The following is a 24,548-nucleotide window of genomic DNA, read 5'->3' on the forward strand; positions in this document are numbered from 1 at the left end:
TAAATTTAGTTTACTTATATGAAAATAAACGCAGCTTTATTTCTGGCTTTTGTTTTGGCTCCCACCATATTATTCGCAGGCTCAGCAACCTGCCCTTTAGCCAGCGGAATCAACGTGCATACCTCGAAACAGCTTTTAGCCATTTGCAGGCAGGGTGCCGTTGTCAAGACGTTCAAGGTGGCGCTTGGCAACAGCGGTGTTGGAAAAAAACGCGCTGGCGATAATAAAACGCCGGTTGGCTTATACGGATTGGCTTACCCAAGAAAATCGAACCAGTTTAAAGTCTTCATTCCCATTCTCTACCCGACAGCCAGACAACGGGCGGAAGGCTATACTGGTCGCGATGTTGGTATCCACGGCCCTGCTCAGTCATCCGCCATGTTCAGCTGGCTGGATAACCTGCCTGGCTCAACGCGCGGCTGCATTGCTGTTGGCAAAAATAACTATATTGAGTACGTGGCGAACTGGGTAAAACACAACCCGGGAACCAAGGTTTTGATTATTTAAACAGTAAGTGCCGGGCGGGCAAAAGCCCCCATTTCGAGTGACACGCCTATTGACTAATAAATAGACAGAATATACAATGAAAGTCCATAATCTAACACCGGATGTGTAATGCCGTATAAAGACTTTTCCTCGTTTACCAACATCAGACAACTGTCTGAGCATGATGATGATTTCAATCAGGTGCTGACTGCGCACTCATGCGTGAGCCCCGAAGCCGACAAATTCTTTGACGATGATTATTTTCTGATATACCGGCGGAGTGAATACGAAGCTCAGATTGAATTGCTGTGCGCAAAAATATTTCGGGCCCTGACGGGATACGGTCCCTCCATTGAAATTGTGCAGCAGGAGAAGCGTTTTTACATAGCCAGCCGTCGTATCAAAGGATTCAATAAGGGCTACCCTCCTTTGCATGACAGCACACGGTTTGATGCCATGACCGGCAATGCGGCTACGCGCATCCTCTACTATTTTTTGTGTGGAACAGATAATCACCAGGGGAATTTTGGCTACCAGACTATAGATGAGCATACTAAAGATGAGCATACTAATGTCTGGCGAATTGACATGGCTGAGGCGTTTGATTTTTATATGCTGCATGAAGATCTCAGCCTTGATTCACTACAAGAAATTCCCTACATTGTTGAGAAGCGTTTTAACGGCGATGATCCACGCCTACTACCTCCTGACTATGTTTTTTCTGCGCCATTTCAACGTGAAAAAAACGCAATGATTCGCAAAATTGCAGAGACTCCGTTTGCAGAATTTGAATCGTTGATAAATGAAACGCTCACAACGGATCATTACGCCCATCTGGAAGCCATGCACCAGCTCATGCTGAATTTTTTTTCGTACAGCAAGAAAAAAACTACCAGACTACGCCATGATTTTGCAAACGTTCAGCCACACGAACATAGCCTCGACGTACTGATTAATCTGTTTCGTATCCGGCACCAACGCTGGCAGGAACTGGTGTCTGCCCATCCCGCCTTTCTGCAAAGTGCCAGGCTTGCCGATCCGAAATCATTCTCACAGGCGATGGAATTATACCAAGACAGCGATGTTGAGCTGACAACATTACCACCAGAATCTCCCAGCGCATTGCCCGTCATGGCCGCGCCATACGACAGTAAGCGTTTGTTTCATGTGTTTCCAGACACGTATTTTTTGAGAAAATCAGAAGACTGTTTTTCTTCAGACATACTGGGCGAGGCCTATCAGGCCATTCAGCCCACAGAAGACGGGATGACATGGCTTGCTGAATATTATGCCGCCAAATACGACGTCACCATTCTTCCTCACTGCGATTTTACGTCGGAAGATTCAGAGGATGAACCATATTTTGCGCCAGACTGTCTTTATGACACTGGCACGAAACCTACGCGGTATGATTTTGTTTTGCAGACCATTCTTAAATTACGTCAATCGCCAGCTCCCCTGAAAATAGGATTTGCCCTGATGACGGGCTCGCATTGCAGCGCTGTAGTGTATGAAAAAACGGACTCGGATGAGACCATTTACCAGTTTGACAGCTTAGGGGACGATGCACCCTGCGAGAGTATTGTCAGCACGATCCTGACCAAAAAATATATGGAACCCTTTGCTGATACCCAGCTCTTTGTAAATACAGATGGCATACAGGCGGATAGCAGCTCCTGTTATCTTTTTACCTTTTATACACTGAAAGAACTGCTGAAACGGCAGGATATGAAAGGAAGCCTGAGACAGGTTCAAATTGCATATGAAACAAAATACGTTGATGGACACCCCATACGCAGGGAATATAATAAGTGCCATTTACCCGTGAACTGCCTCAAGGTAGCTCAGAGACCGTCCGCTGTTCCTCCGGAGCTTTTGGACACAAAGATCAAAACCGATGTTACACTGTCTTCATGGCGACAGCGACATACGATCATCAAAGACTTACGCAGTGAGGCAGGCAGGGAATATCCAGGACAATCGATTAATACCGGTATTTTGGATTATGGTTTGAAAATGAGGCAAAAGGCTTATGGATTTTTCTGCCCTCAGCCACAGGCTTCAACAAGTAGCAGCTCGTCCAGCAGCAGCGATTGTTCTCACGCACCTGTGACGACTCTTTGAGCTGAATAAGGACCAATCAATGCGAATCAAAAGCCGGCTTGCCTGTTTCAACGTCCAGTAATATGCATGTGTCATCCCCGCGCAGGCGGGGACGACACATGTCAAAACCATAGGGAAATGGTAGTAGTGCCTTATCAATATTCAATCCTTTGCCCACCCTACCCCTGTAACCGTTTCCATTTAATTTTGACAGGTAAAAATATTGCACCCCAGGCTAAGGACGAAACGCTGAGCAGGTTTCAGGTACAAACTGCTCACGGGGCTGATAGTTTTTAGGAATCAGGGCGTATTTTTCAGAATGAGCAATGGCATCAATTTGAAGTTGTCTTTTCCGTGACGTTTCTTCCAATTCAGCCCGAATCAGCGCAGGCATTAAATTAAATGTCTCCAGTGTCAAATCCTCCTGATGCCGGAGAAATTCAGCCATTTCCACCTCAGTAAACGGTGTGTTCTTTTTCCATGCCTGGTAATAGCGTCTCAAGCCTTTGCAGAAACTGTCAATGAGGGAATCTGCCAGTGCCGCGCATCCGATGCTTCGTCCGTCATGCATGAGTATCGAAAATAAGCGATGGGGATCGCTGAACTCAACATGAGTAGTTGTCCGCATGTCTTGAACAGTCGTCCAGGCTCGAATACCGTCATTTGTATCCATTGAAACCAGGCCTTCAAGAATATCCTGAATGCGCAGCGTATGGCGGACACGATCATACTCAAAGCTCAAGTCTATTTCGCCTTGTTCGATGGCATAAATCAATATGACACGCTGCAACATATGAGAGAGCTTTCCGTGAAACAAACCCGCTCCATACTCACCTTCAAACACAAAATCCCCTTGCTTTACCTGACTGTCGGCTATTGCGTTAGGAACAAATCCTATCCATTGAGATACTTTCCCCGCCATGCCGTATTGTCTTAAAATGGCTATAAGAAGCTCTGGCAGCGCCTTGTTTTTTTGCAAAGGCTGGTACTCAGGATCAGGTACTGGATAATATAAATCGTCTATCTGAATAAACTGATACATATTGCTGTTCAACACTGGGAAAGCCTGTCCATGTTTCTCGCTGTAATAGCGACATAATTCATCATTGAGAAATTGCAGGCAGCGAATGGCTCTGGCAGGCTGTGTTAGCAGCTGATAAAAGTCTGCTATGACCGACTTAATCGCCTCGGTTTTTTGAGCATCAAAACAAGTGGCTTCCTGGCGGGCTCGACTGCCAAACAAACCGTAGTAACAATCCGTTAATCGCGGTGCTTCAGACGTACGGCTCCAGGTCCTGGCTAAACTCCTGCTTTTGTAGGCGCGTAATTGATGGCAAATCGCATCAAACTCAGCTGATTTTTCTGGAAAGCGTATTGAAGCGAGACGCGCATGAGACAAGCTCGTTCTTATTGGCATCATTCGCTCAAAATAAGGGATTCGCATTAGTACGCGCACAATATCAGCATTTCCCAGGTAGCAATGGCATGAAAGAGCGTCCTTATTGAATTTTTGCCCAAGCATGAGCAACTCGTCTAACACAAATTTTTCTTTAGCCGCCTTCAGCAGCACTTCGGCGGCTTCAACACTACACACCAGCATTAAAAGACTTTTATTTTCATGGGTCAGCTTCAATAAATCAGCCCCGTTTGCAATCAGCAGATTCATCATGTCAATATGCCCAAAATAACAGGCTATCCCAAGTGGCGAGGTAGCATGTAATGATGGTTCCACGGTTTCGCAAACTATTCCTGCGTCAATTGGAGAGAGTTTTAGCGCAAGCAGTCGATTAGCCAGCGTAAGGTAATTTCTTCTTGCTGCACTGTATAAAAGGTATTCCTGTAAGTCATCGCCGTGTTGCGAGTGAGCAAAAAAAGAAAAAACCAAACCAATTTCTGCCATATTTATTTCAAGCTGCTCAAGCGCGGCTGTCTCTGATTGCTGAATAGCATGATATAAGGTCCGCATTCCCCCGTGGACAATTTCTAAATATACCTCTGAATTATTACGGGCTTGTGCGTAATTAGCCGCCCCGTTATCTTCCTTTGTTTTCTGTGAAATCAACGTATTAAAGCAGTCATTTTTTATAGCATGATCAACAATCATCCGGCAAATCTCAGCCGTTTTAATCACCATCAACATGCCGATTCCGAATGTGTTGGTATAGGTTATATCCGCACCGGCCTCGAGCAGCAACCGCACCATTTCAACATTTGATTCATCACAGGCAAGCATTAAGGGGGATTGATTGTGAAGATAAGGATCTGCCTCATACTGCACACCTTCTTCGAGATTGATTCCCACATCAATTAATCTTTTGGCCAGAATCTGGTGATTTTTTATCACAAGCCAGCCCAACAAAGAAAACACCTGATTTCCAGGCAATCCACCATATAATACCGCGGAGATTTTCATTTTAAAATTTAAAAACTCCTCGACACCATAAAGCGCAAAGAAATCCTCAAGAACAGCCAATGCTTCCAATTCAAGACCATCCTTCAATTTATCGAAAAATAATTGCAAATGCGATTCCACAACCACCTCTTTCTGACTCAAAAAGTGAAATAATAATCCTTTTTATTTCAACAAATCACCGTAGTTTATACGAGGCATATAAGTACACGATTTTCCCTCATTTTTATCCATAAAAAACTGTAAATCCCCAGGTACGTCATCCTGAGCGTAGCGAAGGATCTCAAACTGCCCGGAACCGAGCCAGATTCAGGAGATCCTTCACTTCGTTCAGGATGACGTGTGAAAAAAAATGGGGACGGGCTCCGTTAAAAAAAGGTCAGAGAGGTTTCTGAAGAGCCAGGTGTGCTGACTGATTCTGAGACCTCCTTCGGCTCAGAAGATAAACGCTCTAACCAGGAGTTCAAAAGAGTCTTAAACGTCTCAATCGTGGGCAGATAACTGGGCTCCAGCCTGACAGGATCACTCAGACACTGCGAAAGCTTTTGCTGTATCTCGAAAACGTGTTGCTGGATTGTCTTAAGAGCCAATTCATCGCTCACGCCCTTGCGCATGCTGATATTCCATAACTGCGTAAAGACGAAGAGATAACTATAGGCGCTGGCATCTGGCCGATGCTTTTTAAAGTGATTGAGGTATTCAAGCAGATGCTCGGCACTGATTTCGGGTTGTTCCATAAACCAGGCCGTTGCCGGAGATATTTGCCCGTTATCGTTAAGAAGTCGCTCCAGAAGTCCTTCATATAAATGGCTATCGGCTTTGGTTAAAGGGTATACATACTGCAGCAATCTGATATTGTGATATTGGGAAACAAAATCCCACACAAAATCTATCCTCTTTTTCTTAAAGTGCTCAGCAACGTGTTCCGCTCCATGTTGCTCGATATAGCCGTCCAGCAGGTCCTGGGTGAGGGCATACGATTCCTGTGTATTTTTAAAAATTGAATGCAATGCCGAATTCTTGAGGGAAAACCAGTTTTTTTGATACGTACTATCCTCAATGGCTTTAACGGTTTTCACGATATAACGGAATAAGGGAACGCTGATGGATGGGAAAATATATATCCAGGTACCAATACTTGAACACAGACAAAGGAGTGTTTTTACCTGCTCCGGCGAACAACGATTGAAAAGAGCATGAACAAAGGGGCTCATTTCCTCGATAAAATCAGGATTGTTTCCCGTCTTGTCATCAAATTCCGCAAAAATAAGGTGCAGCAGATTTGCAGCGTATTCCTGCCTGATGTAATGCATGAACAGGGTCGGATCCTGGCTCAACAAAGTGACAAATTGTTTGAATACATTCAGGTTGCGTTGTTTGAGAATAATGGCAGCAATGTCCATATCAAACGCCTCCGATAAAGACGCGGGATGTTCAGAGTAGCGATTCAGAATCAACAACAGGAAATCAAAAAATGGCTTTTTCCGGTAATGCCGTTCTGCGCGATTCAGTAAAAGATTCAATGCCCCTTTTTTTTTGGTCATGATGCGGTGAAAACATTCAAAGCTGCGAATGTCATTAAAGACAGCCAACGCAGAATCGAGAGAGTCTGCCCGCATCATCTCGTCGAGGGCATTAAATCCGTTGATATCGGTCAGCAGGGTATCCGTCCAATGCACCTCATCCACGTGCACGCTGCGCAAAAAATGCAAGAGCTCCAACTGATTAGTATGAATAATCAGGCCAATGATGCTGCCTTTTTTATCGATGGACTTTTTTTCGTTTGATTGGTGAACCATCAAGGCACTCAAGGCTGGCTTTGAGTAGAAATTAACCATCAAATAACGGGCAAAATCATAGGATTGCTTCTTCAAGGCATATAAGGCCGGCGGCAAATACCATGATTTTTTATGCCAGTTGAAAATGCTGGCTTTTTGATCAAGCAACTCACAAAGCGCCTGAGGCTCCATCCTCTGCTCAATAAGTTTAAATGTTTCAACATCATTTTTTTCAGCCAGATAGTGCGGGATGGCACAGCGATACCCTTCTATCAGGACACCATTCGGTGTTACCTCGTCATTCTGAATCACGTTGATATGTCCATGTTCCTTTTTCAGTAATTTATGCAGTTTTCGATTGTCTTTACTCAGGCTAATCATGGTCTGCACCAGGGCATGTCGATCAGAAACGGCGGCCTGACTCAGAACGGTTAATCCATTGTGATCAGGCAGCGCAATGTACTCATCCCAGGAAAGTGTCTGGAAATATCGCTCATGCAGAACACGTAATACCCGGATTGAATTGCTTTTTACAGCACCGTGCGCCATGCGGTAGAAGGGTGCATCTGGTGATGTGGATAACAGGGGCGTAGCGTTTGTCTGCTGAGTTATTTCCGCGGCAATGGCCAGTAAATCCATGTGTTCCAGTCTGATGATGACATCAATTAAGGCCTCTTGATCTCTACTTTTAAGCATGAGAAAGGGTGCCATGGAAGGGCCAAAAGTATCAAATAAGCGCTGGAGAAGGCACCCATTATCCGGGCCAGTCTCATGCAAAAAGTCATAAATGCCTCTGTAGCAGAAGCCTGTCAGCGCGACGAATTCGGCAAAGGTCAGCCTGTTTTGATCAATCAGTTCCATCAGGCCCTTCTCAAATAATCCATCAGAAAAGCCATGGGCAAACAAATGCTCAAACTTTGCAAAAGACAAATCGTTGTGCCCTGCATAGGCCTGAAACTGTGACAACACCGAAGGATAATTCACCGCAAGGATTTGAAACGGATGGGCAGCATCACTGTAGGAACAGGGATCATAGGCTTTTGCCGGAAACATGCTGTCTTTTAAGCCCATTTTCGGGGTGTTGCCGAGACCAATTAATACCCGTTTAAATCCCTGCTGCACACAGCGCTCAGCCAGCGCCGTTACAAAGGGTTTGCATAAAAAGTTTTTGTTGGAATGGCTACGCTCGAAGGAATCCAAAACCAGCTCACCGCTCGTTCCGATCCATGCCCAGCATTGTGCCACAATCTGGTGATGCTGGTTGTAGATAACATAAAAACCACTCATCAGGGAATGCATGCCATGAATGGCGCAGGCCTCTCCCTGTTTTCCCAGCGTTTGACAGCAGGCGGTGTATTCACCAAGTAAATATCCTGTCAAATCTCCGGCTGGTAATTTTTTTAAATAGTAGCCACTCAGGAACGACCCCAGCTCTTCACCACGAAGGAGTATATCCGGCAGCAGATCAAAGGGCTTGTTGTATTGCGCCAGTTCAAGACAGCTATTGAACTGTTGCTCTGGAATCATGTGCGTTCGACACAGCTCGGCCAGTGCCGGATTTTCAGAACTTCGGGGATAGGTGTAATGCTGCATCAGAAAATCAAACTGTTCCAGCGGGCTGTCGAACACCTGTGTTTCAAGGAGAGAGGCCTGCTCCTGACGGAGTCTGTCCAGGCGCGCGGCCCATGGCAGATAGCTGAGAGCCCGCTCACCAAAATCCATCACCAGTTGCGCCCAATATGGATTATCCCATGAACCATCTCCTGCGATGGGAAGCCTGAACAGGCAGGCATCGTGTATCGGCTGTCGTGAGGTCTGCAGGCTGTACTTCTTTAAATACAAAACAGCCAGCTCGGCCTGTGTGAACAGTGTTATCAGTTTATTGGCAAACTGCATATAAAGCTTGACATGATCATGGTCATTCGTTTCAAAAAGTGCCGCGATAAACAGCAGCTTTTTCATCCGCACCAAATCCGCTTTTTTGTATTCACCGTAAAAACTGTTTTTATGAAATTTACTTTTATATTTTTGTACAAAATCAGGATGTGTGTTTTGAAGGTGATTCAGCGTTTTTTGCAGTGAAATTGACGGCTCAACTGTTTCTTTACTGTCAAGAAAACTGACTATATCCTGACAGGTATCCAGTACCGACTGCTCATGCTGGATGGATAAAGGCGTATGTTTTCGTATGAGTGAGTATGACTCATGGCGCTTAAAAAGTGGTATTGGAAGAGCACGGTCAGGCTCAGGATTGATGTGATCGTTCGCTATAATTCGGGTGATGTATCGCTCCAGTAGAGAAAAATATCTGTATTTTTTCAATAACGCGGCTGTGTTAATCGGCTTTCCATGATGATCCCAAAGGTGCTGATTAATATAGTCGCGCAATGAGGTCTGTCGTTTATGACTCACCAGAGTGGCAAGCGCTGAGTCTGACAGCACAGACAGATCCTGAGTCATCTTTAGCAGCGTGGGCATCAGATCGGTTGGGGACAGACGGAGGATACGATGATCTTTTTTACTTTGCCTGACTTCTTTTTGTTCCAGCCAGGGGAAAACCTCAGCACCATGTTTGACAAAATACATCAGCGATTTAAAGGCGAAGGTGGCACAGCTGTAATAATCTTTTTGCAGGAGGGTGGTGCTCATATAAAAAACGATCCCGGGGTGGGCCTTTTGCAACATCGACAGAATTAAAAGCGCCAGCTCGGTATCGCCGCCTTCGGAATCGACCATCATACATTTTAAATGTTCTCCCTCCTTTCTGATATAACAGGCCACGGGATGGATTCCGGTTATGCAGATCAGTTTGACATCGTCCTTATCCTTCAAAACCAACTGCTCCAGCACAGCTCTCAGCCGGGACTCATTATTTTTTATAACAAACATTCGTTTGGTATTGTAAGACGGGCCGGATGAGGAAGCGGGACGCCGCCGCTGTTTTCTGGCCTCAATCAGAAGTGTCAATGCTTCGTAGGTAAGGTAGTACTCACCGAGGCGCGCTCTGGAATGTTTATCCCAATAGGCGCCCTCTTCCAGCAGTGGGTTTGTCTGTTCCCGCTGCAGGAGATGATGAACATGAGGATGGCTGGTAAAAAAATCGTGCCGCCGTTCTGAATCGATGACCAGGGTTCCTGTTTTTTTACCGCGCTGAACATAGCTGTCAATCGCCTCGACATAGCGCAGCTGCGAAACCAGATTGCTTTCGTTGCCTGGTGAGATGGATGTGTTTTGTTCCGTTCGTGACTTCATGATAAAACTCTGAGAAAAATTTATAAATACAGGGTCTGTTGATAACCATGGCGTGCGCTGTGCCAATGCCCGGTGGGCACGTCGCTACGCTCCTTTGCTCACCCTACCCCATGCAGGTCTTCTGGTACGTTAACATGTCAACCGATACTCTATCCGCTCTTCGCGCAGGTCCGGTAACACTCGCTGAACCTCTTGCCAGATCCGGTCAATGGTATCCGTATCGATAATATGTAAATTCCCTTGGCTGTCGCAGTAGAACAATCGCGCCGGATCCAGCTCGTCAAGCAAGGTACGCAGTCTGTTCTGTTCGTCTGGTGATGCCTGTAAAAAATCAGTCGACTCATCGGCCATGTCAGCCCTGAGCGCCAGCAAGTGATCAAGGTGCCTGTAATGCTGACACAGCGCGATCAATGTCGGCACGATGGCCGGATCTTTCTCCGAAGTCTCGTTTTTGTATCGTTCAACCAGTAGCTCACGCTGATCGTGGGTACAACGCAACAACATCAGGTTGATTAAATCCCAATGTCGTCCGGCGCAGACTGAATAAAACAATGTTCTTTTTTCAACACCTTGTGAGCTTATTATGTCAAAACACTGTCTGTTGTCGGGGTATTGAAACGTAAGCCACTCATCTATCAGGAGCTTAATGCCATTGAGCTCCCGCATTGTTTCAATATGGGATCCTAACGTTTTATTTATGGCCGACATCAGTCTGAAAATCACACTGTGGAATATCTGGTCGATAATATCGCTAAGACTTTCCGGACTGGCTCCTTTTTTGACACATCCATTCCAGAGCGCCGCCGCAACAAAAATTTCGCAATAGTCGGCATTACTCTGCCCTTGAAACAACGCTCTGCGCTCCTCCACAGCGATAAACTCCTTGAGCAGATCGAGCGACACGGTTTCCTGCTCAATCAGCCAAAGGGTTACACTGTAGACGCCGTGATGACTGTTCGTGCACTTCAACAATTGTAAAAGCAGCGTTTTTATCCGTTGCTGGCTGGAGCAAATCAGCGGATACACCTGTTGCAGCAGTTTTACATTGTCATTATGAATAAGAACTGTGAGCAGATCGTCAAGCTGGGATTGCAGCATCGCCTGAACAGATGCCTGGCCGTGGCAGGTTTTATAACATGCCAGCAGGCGATCCGTGAGGACAAACGAATCTCTTCTATTGATGAAAATTTCATCCTGGAGTTGACGATTCTCGAGGCTTATCCATTCGTTCCAATACCTCCCCTGATCTATTTTGGCAGCGACTGCCATCAGACGGTTGAAGGCGGCCAGCGAGATCTGTCTGTAGCTGCAATGATGCAGCAGGTGTTGTATTTGAGGTTCCGTATAGTGTGTCAGTAAACAGTCGAGAAACGCCAGTTCTGTCTGTTGGGAAACAGGAGCCCTTACATTTTGATGCATGCGAAGCACCGAATCCATTAAATTGACATAATCTGTATCAGCAAGTAGTAAATCAAATAAGGCCTGATCACGGCGGATAAAAGCCAGGTATTCGGCAAAGAAATCCAGATCACCGAAGCTGATAACGGTTCGGATGATGTATGGGTCGGTAAGCGCGTTCCATTTGTCTCGGTGTGGTTCATACCGCGCCATCACCTTTCGCAGTAACAACATGGATTCTTCCCGAGCAGGATGCTCATACAAGGCCAGCAGGTGCTTTGAAGACTTAAAAGACAGTAATTGATGCAGATTTTCAAAGGAAACCATCGTATCAATCAGATACATGGCCGCGGATAATGACTTACTTTGTTTCATCGCAAAAAAGATGGCATTGTCATCGTGTAGGCCGCCCTTCTTTAGCAGGATTTGCAGCCATTGCACTTCATCCGGATAAAAACTGTGCAAAAACGCTACTAAATCCCTATCGTCTTCCTGAAAAGCGTGATTCAGTAAATTGCGACTGGAGCCCAGGGAAGGTTGAAAGATAAACGAGCTGATTGCGTCTTTTGAATAAAAGTTCTGCAGGAGATAGCGCGCAAAGGACCAGGCGTGAGACATGATAGCCACCAATGCCGGCGTGGCGGACCAAAGAAAACCATATTGAAACACCCCTGCGTTTTGATTAAATAATTCATTAAGCGCGCTGCCCCTTATTGTCGAACGGATATACTCCAGACTGTCCATATCATTGTGTTTTGCCAGAAAATGTATAATGCTTGAGCCGAGAAGGTCCGAACCGATCATCGGCTTCTCCTCATAAGGCTGTTTAACGAGGCGATGCAGGATCTCAGGTTCGGTAATGCGAAGCACTATAGCCCGCACCAATTCCGAATGTTGACTTTTAGCCGCGCAGGCCAGCACCGACAGCCCCTCCTCATCCGGTAAGGCAATAAAGGCACCCCATGACAGGTTGGGATAATATTGGCTATGTATCCATGTGAGGGTTCTGCTGTCATTGTGCCGGGCAGCCACATGCGCCATGCGGGTTATTTTTTCGTCACCGGCCCCAAAAAGGGTACTGGCTGGATTTCGCGACAGGGTCTCCAGGCACAGAAGACGTAAATCCGGGTTTCCATTGCGAATAATCCAGTCCAGAACGGTGTTGCCGTCCTCCCCCTTCATCGTTAAAAAAGGCTCCATCTGCTCACCGAACTGGTTCAGCAAAACAGCAAGCAAGGTTTCGTTCTGCGGACTTTGCCGGTGTAAAAAGGCCTGACTTGTCCGGTAGCAAAAACTGGTCATCTGGAGAAACACGGTGTAATCCATTTGCCCCGTCAGGATCAGATCGGCAAGACGGGTCTCAAAGCATTTACCGTCCGTTTCGGCAGCGAATATATCCAGATACTGAGGCAGGGAGACGTCGGTGTGCCTGGCAAAGGCCTGATATTTTTCCAGCAGAGAACGCGGTTGCGAAGCCTCTTTAACCAGCTTTTGACAAGCGGCATCAGTATACCGGCAGGGGTCGCATTGTTTTGCTTGCTTTGGGCTGTCAGCCCAGCGTGTTTGCGGCGTATTGCCTCGGCCGATTAAAACCCGCTCAAAACCCTGCTGCAATAAGCGTTCAGCAGCCCGGTTAACGAAGGGCTCACAGAGAAAATTCATTTTGGTTTGGCTGCGTTCAAAAGAGTCAAACACCAGCTCCCCCTGTGTACCAATCCAGGCCCAGAGCTGTGCCACAATCTGGCCGGATTTATCGTAAATGACGTAAAAACCGCTCATCAGAGAACGCATACCATGCACAGCGCAAGCCGCACCAGCCATACCAATCGATTGGCAACAGGCTGTGTCCATGCCCAAAAACAGCCCCTGATAATCCCCGACGGGCAGTTTTTTGAAAACAAACGGACTCAAACGGCGATCGATTTCTTCACCCTGAATCGTTATGTCCGGCAGAAAATCAAACGACTTGATGTGCCTGACGATTTCAAGAGTTTGGTTGAATATTTCTTCGGCTATCAGGTGTCGGTGACACAGTTTAGCCAGCTCTGGATTGTCATCCGCACGCGGATAGCGATAATGCTGAATCAGGTAACGACACTGCTCCAGCTCATTTGAGCCAGAATCAGTACTGCTGGCAGCGGCTCCCGACTGGCTTGTCAGCGTCCTGCGCAAGGCTTCAATACGTGGTGCCAGAGCAAGGTATCGGAAGGCCTTCGGACCATAGTTCATAACTAATGAGGCCCAGTATGCGCGGTCCCAGACGCCAGATCCGACAGGGGGCAATCGGAATAAACAGGCATCATGGACAGGTTGCCTTGACTGTTGCTGCTGCGCGTATTTTTGCAAATAAGCAAGCGCCTTTTTATACGTTCCGAACAACGTACGCAATTTGATTTCATCCTGCACATACAAGTCGACATGCTCCACCGTATTCGTTTCCATGGCGCCTGCAATATAGAGCAGCTTTTCAAGCTTTACACTGTCCGATCGCGTAACACCATGGAATTTATTTTGATAATCCGGCAGAAACTGCGGAAATTTGTTGTTGATCCGCCGCGCGTCAGACAAACATATTCTATGGCCAGCAGGGTCGAACGAGCCGGGTTGCCTGTCAAAAAAATCCACCAGGTTAAGGTATCGGGTGATGATGTTGCTGTTGGCCTGGGTAAACAGCGTGCTTTGTCTTGGCAGACGCGCATAACGGGCATGCTGCCTGAGCAGCCGTGCAGGCAGTGGGTAATCTGGACTGGGATTGACCGCTTCCTCGGGAGATGTATCCAAAATCAACTTATTGATCAGCCGCAGGTATTTGTATTTTTTTTCCAGCGCCGACGAGTTGCAGGCTTTACCATGGAAACTCACTGCGTACATTGCAAAATAATCGCGCAAGGTTATTTGCTTTTTGTGACAGACATAAGCGTCCAAAATTTCGTCAGACAGGTCGAGCCGGCTCTGGGTCATTTTTAATAAGGCTGGCATCAGCACACCCGACGGCAGTCTGAGCGTTTGTTTACTTAGCTCAGGGGCATTGCCAGTATGCTGTTCCAGCCAGGGGAATACCTCTCCCCCATGTTTGACAAAATACAGCAGGCATTTGAAGGCAAAGGTCGCGCAGCTGTAATAATCTTCCTGTAGCAGTGTGTTGTTGAGGTAAATCATGGCTTCGGGAAAAACGCTGCGGACGCTGCTGACAATGTCTGAGCTCGACTCATCCCTGGTGATTTCAGAATCCACAACAAAGCATTTAATCACACCTTCTTCATTGCGCAAATAAAATGCAACAGCATGGATGCCATCAATATAAATACACTTGGCATCGTCCTTATTGCGCAGCGATAGCATCGAGAGCATATCATGCAGCAGGTCTGGATTATTTTTAATGACGTAGATGTTTCGGTAATTGTAGGCAAGCCCGCTGGCTGAGGATCTTTGCCAGCGCAGCTTTCTTTGAATTAACAGGGTCAGGGCTTCGTAGGTAAGATAATGCTCTCCTTCCTCCAGAAGCGGGTTGTGTTTTTCCCGCAACAGCAGGGCTCGCATCTGTGGATTGGCGTCGAAAAATGCCTTGCGTTTTTCCGGATTGAGAACCATGGCGTCGGTTTGCTGACCTTTATATACGTAGGTATCAACCGCATACCGATAATCGATCGCAGGTAAAGGGGCCTGATGGTGTTCAACCGAGGACGCTCCGCTCACCCTGACTAACTCTGATTTTTTGCGCATGACTTACCTTCTTTTTCATCAAACATCTGGATACCGCGGACAAGCCGCGGTACGTAGGCGGCGGGGACAATTGTCAACATGCCCTGGTCTTCTGGTACGTTAAAATGTTAAACGATAGTGTTGCGGCTCTTCGCTCAAGTCCGGTAAAAATCGCTGGACTTCTTGCCAGACACGCTCAATGGTATCCGTATCGATAATGTGAAGATCACGTTGACTGTCGCAGTAGAACCATCGCGCCGGATCTATCTCGTCAAGTAAGGTACGCAGTCTGTTCTGTTCTTCTGGTGATGCCTGTAAAAAATCAGTCGACTCATCGGCCATGTCAGCCCTGAGCGCCAGCAGGTGATCAAGGTGCCTGTAATGCTGACACAGCGCAGTCAATTCCGGCACGGTGGCCAGCTCTTTCTCCGAAGCTTCGTTTTTGTACCTTTCAACCAACAGCTCACGCTGATCGTGGTTACAGCGCAACAACATCAGGTTGATTAAATCCCAATGTCGTCCGGCGCAGACTGAAGAAAACAAGGTTCTTTTTTCAACACCTTCTGAGCTTACGATGTCAAAACACGGCCTGTGATCGGGATATTGAAACGTAAGCCACTCATCTATCAGAAGCTTAATGCTGTTGAGCTCCCGCACTTTTTCAATATCGGGCGCTATCCTGCTTCTCATGATTGGCAACAGCCTGAAAAAAACACTTTGGAATATCTCGCGAATAATATTGCGCAGACTCTCTGGGCTGGCTCCTTTTTTGACACACGCATTCCAGAGCGCCACCGCAACGAAAATTTCGCAATAGTCGGCATTATACCATCCTTTAAACAAGGACCTGCGCGCCTCTACACCAATAAACTCCTGTAATATATCGAACGATACAGCTTCCTGCTCAATCAGCCAAAGGGTTGTATTGGAGACGCGACTCCACTGAGTCGTGTGCTTCAAAAGCTCTCGCAGCAGTTTTTTTATCTTTTGCCGGTCCGAGCAAAACAGCGGATATGCATGTTGCAGCAGTCTTAAATTGTCTTTAGAAAGAACCAGCTCGAGGATTCCCTTAAGATCGGATTGCAGCATCGCCTGAACAGATGCCTGGTCGTGCGAGGTTTTATAGCATGCCATCAGACGATCCGTGAGAACAAACGAATCGCTGGCATTCATGAAAATGCCATCCCGGAGTTTACGATTCTCAAGGCTTATCCATTCGTTCCAATACCTTCCTTCGTCTATATCAGCGGCGAGTGCCATCAGGCGGTTGAAGGTGGCTGGCGAGACCCTGGAGTAGTTACATTTACGCAGCAGCTGTTTTATCTGAGGTTCCGTACAGTATGTCAAAAAACAATTGAGAAACAACTGCTCTGTCTCTGTGGAAAACGGGGCTTTGGGATATTGTGGTATGTAAAGCACCTTAGCCAGAAAACCATCATAATCCAGCTTCAAAAACAACGCATTAAATAAGGCCTGATCACGTTGGATAAAGGCCAGATATTCAGCAAAGAAATCCAGATCGTTATAACTGATAACCGTATGGACGATGGATGGATGGGTAAGCGCGCTCCATTTGTCCTGATGTGGTTCATACCGTGCCATCACCTTCTTCAGTAACAGCATGGATTCTTCCGGAGGGAAATGGGCAGACAAAGCCAGCAGGTGCTGGCTGTACCTTGAAGACTTATAAGACAGTAATTGATGCAGATTTTCAAAGGAAAGCATCGTATCAATCAGATACATGGCCGCGGATAATGACTTACTTTTTGTCATCGCAAAACTGATGGCATTGGCATCGTATTGGCCGCCCGTCTTTAGCAGGATTTGCAGCCATTGCACTTCATCCGGATAAAAGCTACGCAAAAACGCCAGTAACTCGCAATTGCCTTCCTGAATAACGTAATTCAGCAAATTACAACTGTAAGCGATGGGGGATTGAAACATAAACGAGCTGATCGCATCTCTTGAGTAGTAGCGCTGCAGGAGAAAGCCCGCGAAGGACCAGGCGTGTGACGTGATGGCCACCAATACCGGCCTGGCAAGCCAAAGAAAACCATACTGCGAGATGCCTGCGTTTTGATTCAGCAATTCCTGAAGCGCGCTGCCCTCTATTTTCGAACAGATATACTCCAGACTGTCCGTATCATTATGCTTTGCCAGAAAATGCAAAATGCCTGCGCCGGGAACGTCCGACCTGCTCATCGGCTTCTCTTCATAAGGCTGTTTAACGAGGCGATGCAGAAGCTCCGGTTCGGTAATACGAGTCAGGATAGACCGCACTAACTCCGGGTGTTGACTTTTAGCCGCGCAGGCCAGCACCGACAGCCCCTTTTCATCCGGTAAGGCAATAAAGGCTCCCCAGGACAGGTTGGGATAATATCGGGCATGTATCCATGTGAGCATACTGCCGTCATTTTGTCGGGTAGCAATATGTGCCATGCGGGTTAGCTTTCCACCACCTGTTCCTAAAATGGCACTGGCTTTATTTCGCGACAGGATCTCAAGGCACAGACTAAGCAAAACCGGGTGTCCATTACCAACGATCCAATCCAGAGCGGTATTGCCGTCCGCATCTTTCATCATAAAAAAAGGCTCCATCCGCTCACCGAACTGGTTCAGCAAAACAGCAAGAAAGATTTCCTTCTGCGGACTCTGCCGGTGTAAAAAGGCCTGATTTGTCCGGTAGCAAAAACTGGTTATCTGTAAAAAACGGGTGTAATCCATTTGTCCTGCCAGAATCAGGTCGGCAAGATTAGTCTCAAATGGTTTGCCGCCGGTTTCGGCAGCGAATAGATGCTGATACTGCAGCAGGGAGACATCGGTCTGCCTGGCAAAGGCCTGATATTTTTCCAGCAGAGTACGCGGTGACGAAGCTTCCTTAACCAGTTTTTGACAGGCGGCATCAGTATACCCGGCTGGGTCGCCTTGTTTTGCAGGGTTTGGACTGTCAGCCCAGCGTATGCGCGGCGTATTGCCTCGGCCGATTAAAACCCGCTCAAACCCCTGCTGCAATAAGCGTTCAGCAGCCCGGTTAACGAAGGGTTCACAGAGAAAATTCATTTTGGTACGCCTGCGCTCAAAGGAGTCAAACACCAGCTCCCCCTGTGTACCAATCCAGGCCCAGAATTGTGCCACAATCTGGCCTGTTTTATCATAAATGACGTAAAAACCGCTCATCAGAGAACGCATGCCATGTAAAGCGCAAGCCTCACCCGCCATGCCCATCGACTGGCAACAGGCGGTATCCAGGCCTAAAAACAGCCCCTGATAATCGCCGGCGGGCAGTTTTTTGAAAACAAACGGACTCAAACGGCGATCGATTTCTTCACCGTGGATGGTTATGTCCGGCAGAAAATCAAAGGATTTGATATGCCTGACGATTTCAAGGCTGTGGTTGAATGTTTCTTCGTCTATCAGGTGTCGGTGACACAGTTTCGCCAGTTCTGGATTTTCATCCGCACGTGGGTAGCGATAATGCCGAATCAGGTAACGACACTGCTCCAGCTCATTTGAGCCAGAATCGGTACTGCTGGCAGCGGCTCCCGACTGGCTTGTCAGCGTCCTGCGCAAGGACTCAATACGTGGTGCCAGAGCAAGGTATCGGAAGGCTTCCGAACCATAATTCATTACAAATGAGGCCCAATAGGTACGACTCCACTCGCCGGATCCGAGAGGGGGCAATCGGAATAAACAGGCATCGTGGACAGGTTGCCTTGACTGCTGCTGCGCGTATTTTTGTAAATAAGCAAGCGCCCTCTCATACGTTTCAAACAACGTGAGCAACTTTTTTTCATGTTTAACATACAAGTCGATATGCTCCACCGTATTCGCTTCCATAGCGCCTGCAATATAGAGCAGCTTTCTGAGTCTTGCCCGGTTCGATAGCTGAGCACGATAGAATCTCTTTTGATAACCCGGCAGAAACTGCGGGAATTTATTGTTGATCCTTCGCGCGTCAGACAAACACGTCCCATGGCCCGCACCCTCCGACGAGCCGGGTTGCCTGTCAAAAAAATCCATCACGTCAAGGTATCGGGCGATGACGTTGCTGGCCGGGGTAGACAGCGTTCGTTGTCCTGGCAGACGCGCATAACGGGCATGCTGCCTGAGCAGCCGTGCAGGCAGTGGGTAATCTGGACTGGGATTGACCGCTTCCCTGGGAGATGTATCCAAAATCAACTCATTGATCAGCCCCAGATATTTGTATTTTTTTTCCAGTGCCGAAAAATTGTTGTGTTGACCATGAAAATTCTCCGAGTACCTTGCAAAATAGTCGCGCAGGGTTATTTGCTTTTTGTGACTGACACAGGAGTCCAAAATGTCGTCAGACAGTTCCAGCCGGCTCTGGGTCATTTTTAATAAGGCTGGCATCAGCACACCCGACGGCAGTATGTGCGTTTGTTTACCTGGTGCAGAGGCATGGCCGGTATGCTGTTCCAGCCAGGGGAATACCTCTCCTCCATGTTTGACAAAATACAGCAGGCATTTGAAAGCAAAGGTAGCGCAGCTGTAATAATCTTTCTGCAGCAGCGTGTTGTTGAGGTAAATCATGGCTTCGGGAAAAACGCTGCGAACGCCGCTGACAATCTTTGAGCTCGATTCATCCCCGGCCCTTTGAGAATCCACAACGAAGCATTTAATCACACCTTCTTCATTGCGCAAATAAAATGCAACAGCATGGATGCCGTCAATATAAATACACTTGGCATCATCCTTATTGCGCAGCGATAGCATCGAGAGCATATCCTGCAGCAGGTCTGGATTATTTTTAATGACATATAGGTTTCGGTAATTGTAGGCAAGCCCGCTGGTTGAGGATCTTTGCCAGCGCAGCTTTCTTTGAATTAACAGGGTCAGGGCTTCGTAGGTAAGATAATGCTCTCCTTCGCGATCACGGCCGTCGGGGTGATGGGCCCCTTCCTCCAGAAGCGGGTTGTGTTTTTCCCGTAACAGCAGGGCTCGCGTCTGTGGACATGCGTCGAAAAATGCCTTGCGCTTTTCTGGATTGAGCACCATGGTGCCGGTTTGCCGACCTTTGTGGACGTAGGTATCCACCGCATACCGATAGTGCAAATCGCTTTTATCGATCGCAGGTAAAGGCGCCTGATTGTGTTCAACCGAGGACGCTCCGCTCACCCTGACTAACTCTGATTTTTTGCGCATGACTTACCTTTTTTACATCAAAATAGATTCCGCATAACTACTACCATTCTCATTTAATTTTGACATGTGAGTGTCATCCCCGCCTGCGCGGGGACGACACATGTCAAAATTAAATGGAAATGGTACTACTCAGGTACGTCATCCAGAGCGTAGCGAAGGATCTCAAATTGTCTGGCATTGAGCCAAAATCAGGAGATCCTTCACTACGTTCAGGATGACGTAGGTTCATTATGTTGAATGAAAGAACAAATTTATCCGCAACCTGAATAGTTACGATTCTGTACTGGACAATTTTTTAATCGTTATATTATTTGTCCTGTACAGAGCATGACCTGTTCTGACCCTGCATGACCTCACCAAAAGCCGCAACGATGGGGCTGTTCTGATGAGGCAGCCTTGGGTTCGGGACTCTCTGGTCTGAAGAAGGTACCGGAGGAAGCCGCCAACCGGATGACGCCGCTGTCAGAGGACGCAGTTTCCAGACAGGCTGTTTCGTGCTGGGGAGTGTTACGTGCGTCTGCTCCAAATACCTCATCGTAAACACCTTTCACCATGGGTCGAGCGAGGAGCTCGTCATCCAGTTTCAACTCAATGAGCGCCCTTCCCCGGAAGGCATTAAGTATGGCGATAAGCTCGTCATCGGTTTGTTCGTCGAAGTCATTTTCTCTCAAGTCAAGCGAGTGCAACCCCTGCGGCAATGCCTGCATTATCGCCAGCAGCTCTGCGCCGGATTTTCTGCCGAGAAAATTCATCACAAGGCTCAACGATCGCAATCCCTGTGGTAAGGCCTGAATCATGGCCACAAGCTCAGCACCATTTTTTTTATAACCGAGATGAGTATTTTCTAAAATCAAATTACGCAGGCATGATGGAAGTGCCTTAATCAGGGCCAGAAGCTCTGCACCGGTTCTGAGATGGAGATGACAGTTAAATAGCTTCAATTCCTGTAAATTAGGCGGAAGAATTCCTGTTCGTATAACCTCATCTTCTGAGCCTAAAGAAATCGACGTAAGTGCGCCATCAATAATTGCAGAAAGCTCAGGATCTTCCCTTGAGTCCAGTTGGAAAGGGTGGCGCTTGTCTGAAGTTAAACGATTTTTATCCACCTTGTCACATCGCAGCAACAGCTCGACGCAATCGCGAAGCCCTCGTTGTATGGCGAGATGCAGGGGCGCGTAGCCATTTCGATCATGTTCGTTATATAAATCTTCGTTATTGTCTAATTTTGGATGGTTCAGCAGAAATGCCAGCATGTCTCGATTATCAGCATAAACAGCCAGATGCAGGAGATTGAATTGACTGTTTACACGATGCGGGAGCTCCCTTGAGGCTCTCTTAAGCAGCTCACCCGTTATCTTTTCGTGCCCGCATAAAACGGCCAGGTGTAACGAATTAACCGACAAGGCCTGATCGCCGATCTTAATTTTGACAAGCTGCTCTTGTGCAAAACAGCCTTTATTGACCAGCACGTTGAGCAAGTCTATATGACCTCGCAGGATGGCAATATGTGTCGCCTGTAATCCGCTGGCCGTTTGCGCAGGCATCGAAACGCCCATTCGAATCAATAGTTCCGTGGATTTGCAATGCCCCATATACACAGCATAGTGAAGCAGAGTCTGGCCATGCTGATCTTTACTTGTAGTCATGTATTCATTTTCATCTTCATTTAAGAAACTACTCAATGCAGCCGCATCATCCCCTTTGGACAAAATCTCAAACCCTTTTCTTAAAAATGCCTTGTCGTCCTTATCACCCGCTTTTATGTGGCCTGCTGATCGAGGGATGGTATTGGTGATTCCCCAGGGTGTTTCATCGTCGGGAGAGCGTGAAATTGAGGATGAGCTGGCTGCTGATGAGTGAGAAATGGTATCTGTTAATTCCGAGGCTGTTTCTTTTTCGGGAGAGTCGTAACTAGAGGAAGAACAGGCGGCCGATGAGTGAGGAATGCTATCAACGGTTTCAGGTTCAGGAGAAGTGGCGTCTGAGGAAGAACTGGCTACTGATGAAGCAGCAACCGATTGGTCGGCCATTGGCATTGTTGCAGGCGCAGCTGCAGGACTGGCTGCCAATCGGGCTTTTTCACTGGCAATAGCGGTTTTCATGTTTTTTACCGTTATCTGTGTACGTATGATGTGAGCATCAGCAGTATTATATTGATCAGCCGTAACAGTCGGTTCTTGTGATAACCTTCTTTTTAAATGAAAAGGATTAAATTCTCTCTCAAACTCATTAAGCTGAAATTGAAAATGTTCGAGAACGGAAGGAGACAGCCTTTTTTCCCTGACGAATGCATCAAAGATTTTTTTGATGGTCAGAGATAAGCGTTCGATTTCAGATAAAACAGTTATTGATGGAGGCTGGGAAACAGAATGATCAGCAATTACATGAGTCAATACGTATTCAAATCCCGTTAGGTTTTCAATGGTCGTTATAATTTCAGACGATATTTCCTTGCTGGTTTCATTATTATCCAGGCTGCTCGTGAGCTTATCCACAGCAGACATGATGTTATTAACCAGGAGTTGGTTTTCGAAGCAATCTGATTTCAGTCTGATATCACAGCTCTCCTTTCCGTATTGAAAGATATCAAGACCTTCAATTTTTTCTAATTGTTCTATTAAATTCGAATGAATCTTAGTCTCAGTCATGGTGCTGAAGAAAGCTCCTGGTAGTAAAAGACCAATTATTAAATGCCCTGCTGAACTATATTTTTTTTCTGTTTGCGGTATAAAATACACAGCCATAGTAATGCTCCAATTGTTAGTAGTAATTTACGTATTCCAGACCCCGGAATGTTTTTGCAATCCGGCACCGTGCCGGGTATAAAGCATGCTAAGTTGTTGATGATGGAAGCACAGGAATTGCCGGGAGTATCACAGAGGCTGTTGTCATTAACTTCCTCATTCGTCTTATCAAATCTACTTTTTGGCCTATTTTATTGCAGATGTGATATTGACATTACCGTAGAAAATACGGGGAGAGGAGATTGATACGCCTGGTAGTAGGTAAGAGGCAGGAGCGGGAGTGAGCCATTTTAAAACATATGGCATGGAGCACCGTCATTACGAGTGAAACGAAGCAATCCATGGTTCAGCGCTCCGAACGTGGATTGCTTCACTGCGTTCGCAATGACGGAGACCGTACGCGAAATACCAGGACTTGTCGCCCTGTTATGGATCATTGCAATACGGCAATTTTACCAGCTGAAACAAACTCACCATTCGTGAACCATGCATCAAGATATCCAATATCATCCACAGTGTAGCCAGCTATATACCCGGGGCCCGCTCCATCCTGATTCATCTGCATCACCATGTCCGGCATCGCAAACTGCGTTGAGCCAGCTAAAGAGAATGAAAATATTTGTGGCGAGACGGCACCTGTCATCGGGTAAAAGGGTATATTTGTCAACCCTTTGGTTTGCTTCAATGCACCTGTAGAGTCGAATACAACTTCCCCTTCGCTGACAACGCTACTATCAACTGCTACATATGTTCTCCAGGTATTCGTCTCTTTCATGACAAAAAATAACTCTGCCAGATGACGCTCACCCAGACTATCATACAGACTGGTAACAATGGCGTAATTAAATGACCGACTATCATAAGGAGTAAATGGCTCTTCTGGTATAACTGCATTTGACTGTAAATTAATGATAGTATCAATATGTGCTGTCATGCGCGGCGGCAGAGTTAAGGTCAGATGAATATCAGATAACTGGCAGGCATTCGCGACTAAATCAGTTGCCATCGTGTATCCTTGTAAGCGTTTGCCGTTTTGGTAAAAATAGCCATCCATCACCATAAAATCACCAGACCCGGTATAGCTAATGCGGCCGGACTTAGGATCACGCAGTGCGAAGGTATGCTTATTGTGCAGCAATTCGCTTAAGTCAATCATGCCACTGGATACATCAGATAGTTGCGCCCGCAACACCTTATGACTAACAACAGATTGAAGCCGACCGGGCTCCAGAGAATGCGCAAACGCTACAACAGACACAGCGCAAAGCATGGTGCCTATCGCCGGTAATACACAGGCTTTTTTCATATAAACTCCCTTTCAACATATAAATAAAATTTTTAGAACCCTCTTGATGACCGTATTGAAGCACAATCAACTTAATGTCGTACAGGAGTTTTATCAGGTTACAGGCCACGTAAAAGGTAAACGCAGAACGACTGTCTTTCAGATAAGAAATGAAGAATCTGAACATGGCAGCGGCATAATCAGCCAGAGTGCCAAATGATTTATAA

The 24,548-nt window shown here is 46.8% G+C and carries 8 protein-coding genes; 2 read left to right on the forward strand and 6 right to left on the reverse strand.

The window, feature by feature from the left end:
* Nucleotides 1–18 precede the first annotated feature (18 nt).
* Entirely contained in the window at nucleotides 19–507 is a 489-nt protein-coding gene (locus tag ACQUTA_RS11000; protein WP_444988296.1) for a L,D-transpeptidase family protein, read from the forward strand.
* Nucleotides 508–615: 108 nt separating this feature from the next.
* Nucleotides 616–2,610 carry a hypothetical protein gene (locus tag ACQUTA_RS11005; RefSeq protein WP_444988297.1) on the forward strand — a complete coding sequence of 665 codons (1,995 nt, stop codon included), beginning with the start codon at nucleotides 616–618 and terminating at the stop codon, nucleotides 2,608–2,610.
* Between the two features lie 214 nt (nucleotides 2,611–2,824).
* On the opposite strand, the gene ACQUTA_RS11010 is transcribed toward ACQUTA_RS11005, so the two are convergent.
* The 6 genes from ACQUTA_RS11010 to ACQUTA_RS11035 form a co-directional block, all read right to left on the reverse strand.
* The gene (locus tag ACQUTA_RS11010; RefSeq protein ID WP_444988298.1) at nucleotides 2,825–5,143 is read right to left on the reverse strand and encodes an ankyrin repeat domain-containing protein; all 2,319 of its coding nucleotides are present in this window, start codon (nucleotides 5,141–5,143) and stop codon (nucleotides 2,825–2,827) included.
* Between the two features lie 224 nt (nucleotides 5,144–5,367).
* A complete protein-coding gene (locus ACQUTA_RS11015) occupies nucleotides 5,368–10,029 on the reverse strand; it encodes a YopJ family acetyltransferase (RefSeq protein ID WP_444988299.1) in 4,662 nt (1,553 codons plus the stop codon).
* Nucleotides 10,030–10,158: 129 nt separating this feature from the next.
* A complete protein-coding gene (locus ACQUTA_RS11020) occupies nucleotides 10,159–15,150 on the reverse strand; it encodes a YopJ family acetyltransferase (protein ID WP_444988300.1) in 4,992 nt (1,663 codons plus the stop codon).
* 99 nt (nucleotides 15,151–15,249) lie between these two features.
* On the reverse strand, nucleotides 15,250–20,292 hold the full coding sequence (locus ACQUTA_RS11025; RefSeq protein WP_444988301.1) for a YopJ family acetyltransferase: 5,043 nt from the start codon (nucleotides 20,290–20,292) through the stop codon (nucleotides 15,250–15,252).
* Nucleotides 20,293–20,645: 353 nt separating this feature from the next.
* Nucleotides 20,646–22,940, reverse strand: a complete 2,295-nt coding sequence (locus tag ACQUTA_RS11030) for an ankyrin repeat domain-containing protein (protein WP_444988302.1) — start codon at nucleotides 22,938–22,940, stop codon at nucleotides 20,646–20,648.
* Between the two features lie 529 nt (nucleotides 22,941–23,469).
* Complete coding sequence (locus tag ACQUTA_RS11035; protein WP_444988303.1) at nucleotides 23,470–24,342, reverse strand: flagellar basal body FlgE domain-containing protein; 873 nt, start codon at nucleotides 24,340–24,342, stop codon at nucleotides 23,470–23,472.
* Nucleotides 24,343–24,548 lie beyond the last annotated feature (206 nt).

The organism is Legionella navarrensis, assembly GCF_052527415.1.

What these genes read in the sequence shown, in the direction of transcription:
- ACQUTA_RS11020 (WP_444988300.1), bottom strand. Translation starts at nt 15,150, where the DNA reads ATGCGCAAAAAATCAGAGTTAGTCAGGGTGAGCGGAGCGTCCTCGGTT.
- ACQUTA_RS11035 (WP_444988303.1), bottom strand. Translation starts at nt 24,342, where the DNA reads ATGAAAAAAGCCTGTGTATTACCGGCGATAGGCACCATGCTTTGCGCT.
- ACQUTA_RS11000 (WP_444988296.1), top strand. Translation starts at nt 19, where the DNA reads ATGAAAATAAACGCAGCTTTATTTCTGGCTTTTGTTTTGGCTCCCACC.
- ACQUTA_RS11030 (WP_444988302.1), bottom strand. Translation starts at nt 22,940, where the DNA reads ATGACTGAGACTAAGATTCATTCGAATTTAATAGAACAATTAGAAAAA.
- ACQUTA_RS11025 (WP_444988301.1), bottom strand. Translation starts at nt 20,292, where the DNA reads ATGCGCAAAAAATCAGAGTTAGTCAGGGTGAGCGGAGCGTCCTCGGTT.
- ACQUTA_RS11015 (WP_444988299.1), bottom strand. Translation starts at nt 10,029, where the DNA reads ATGAAGTCACGAACGGAACAAAACACATCCATCTCACCAGGCAACGAA.
- ACQUTA_RS11005 (WP_444988297.1), top strand. Translation starts at nt 616, where the DNA reads ATGCCGTATAAAGACTTTTCCTCGTTTACCAACATCAGACAACTGTCT.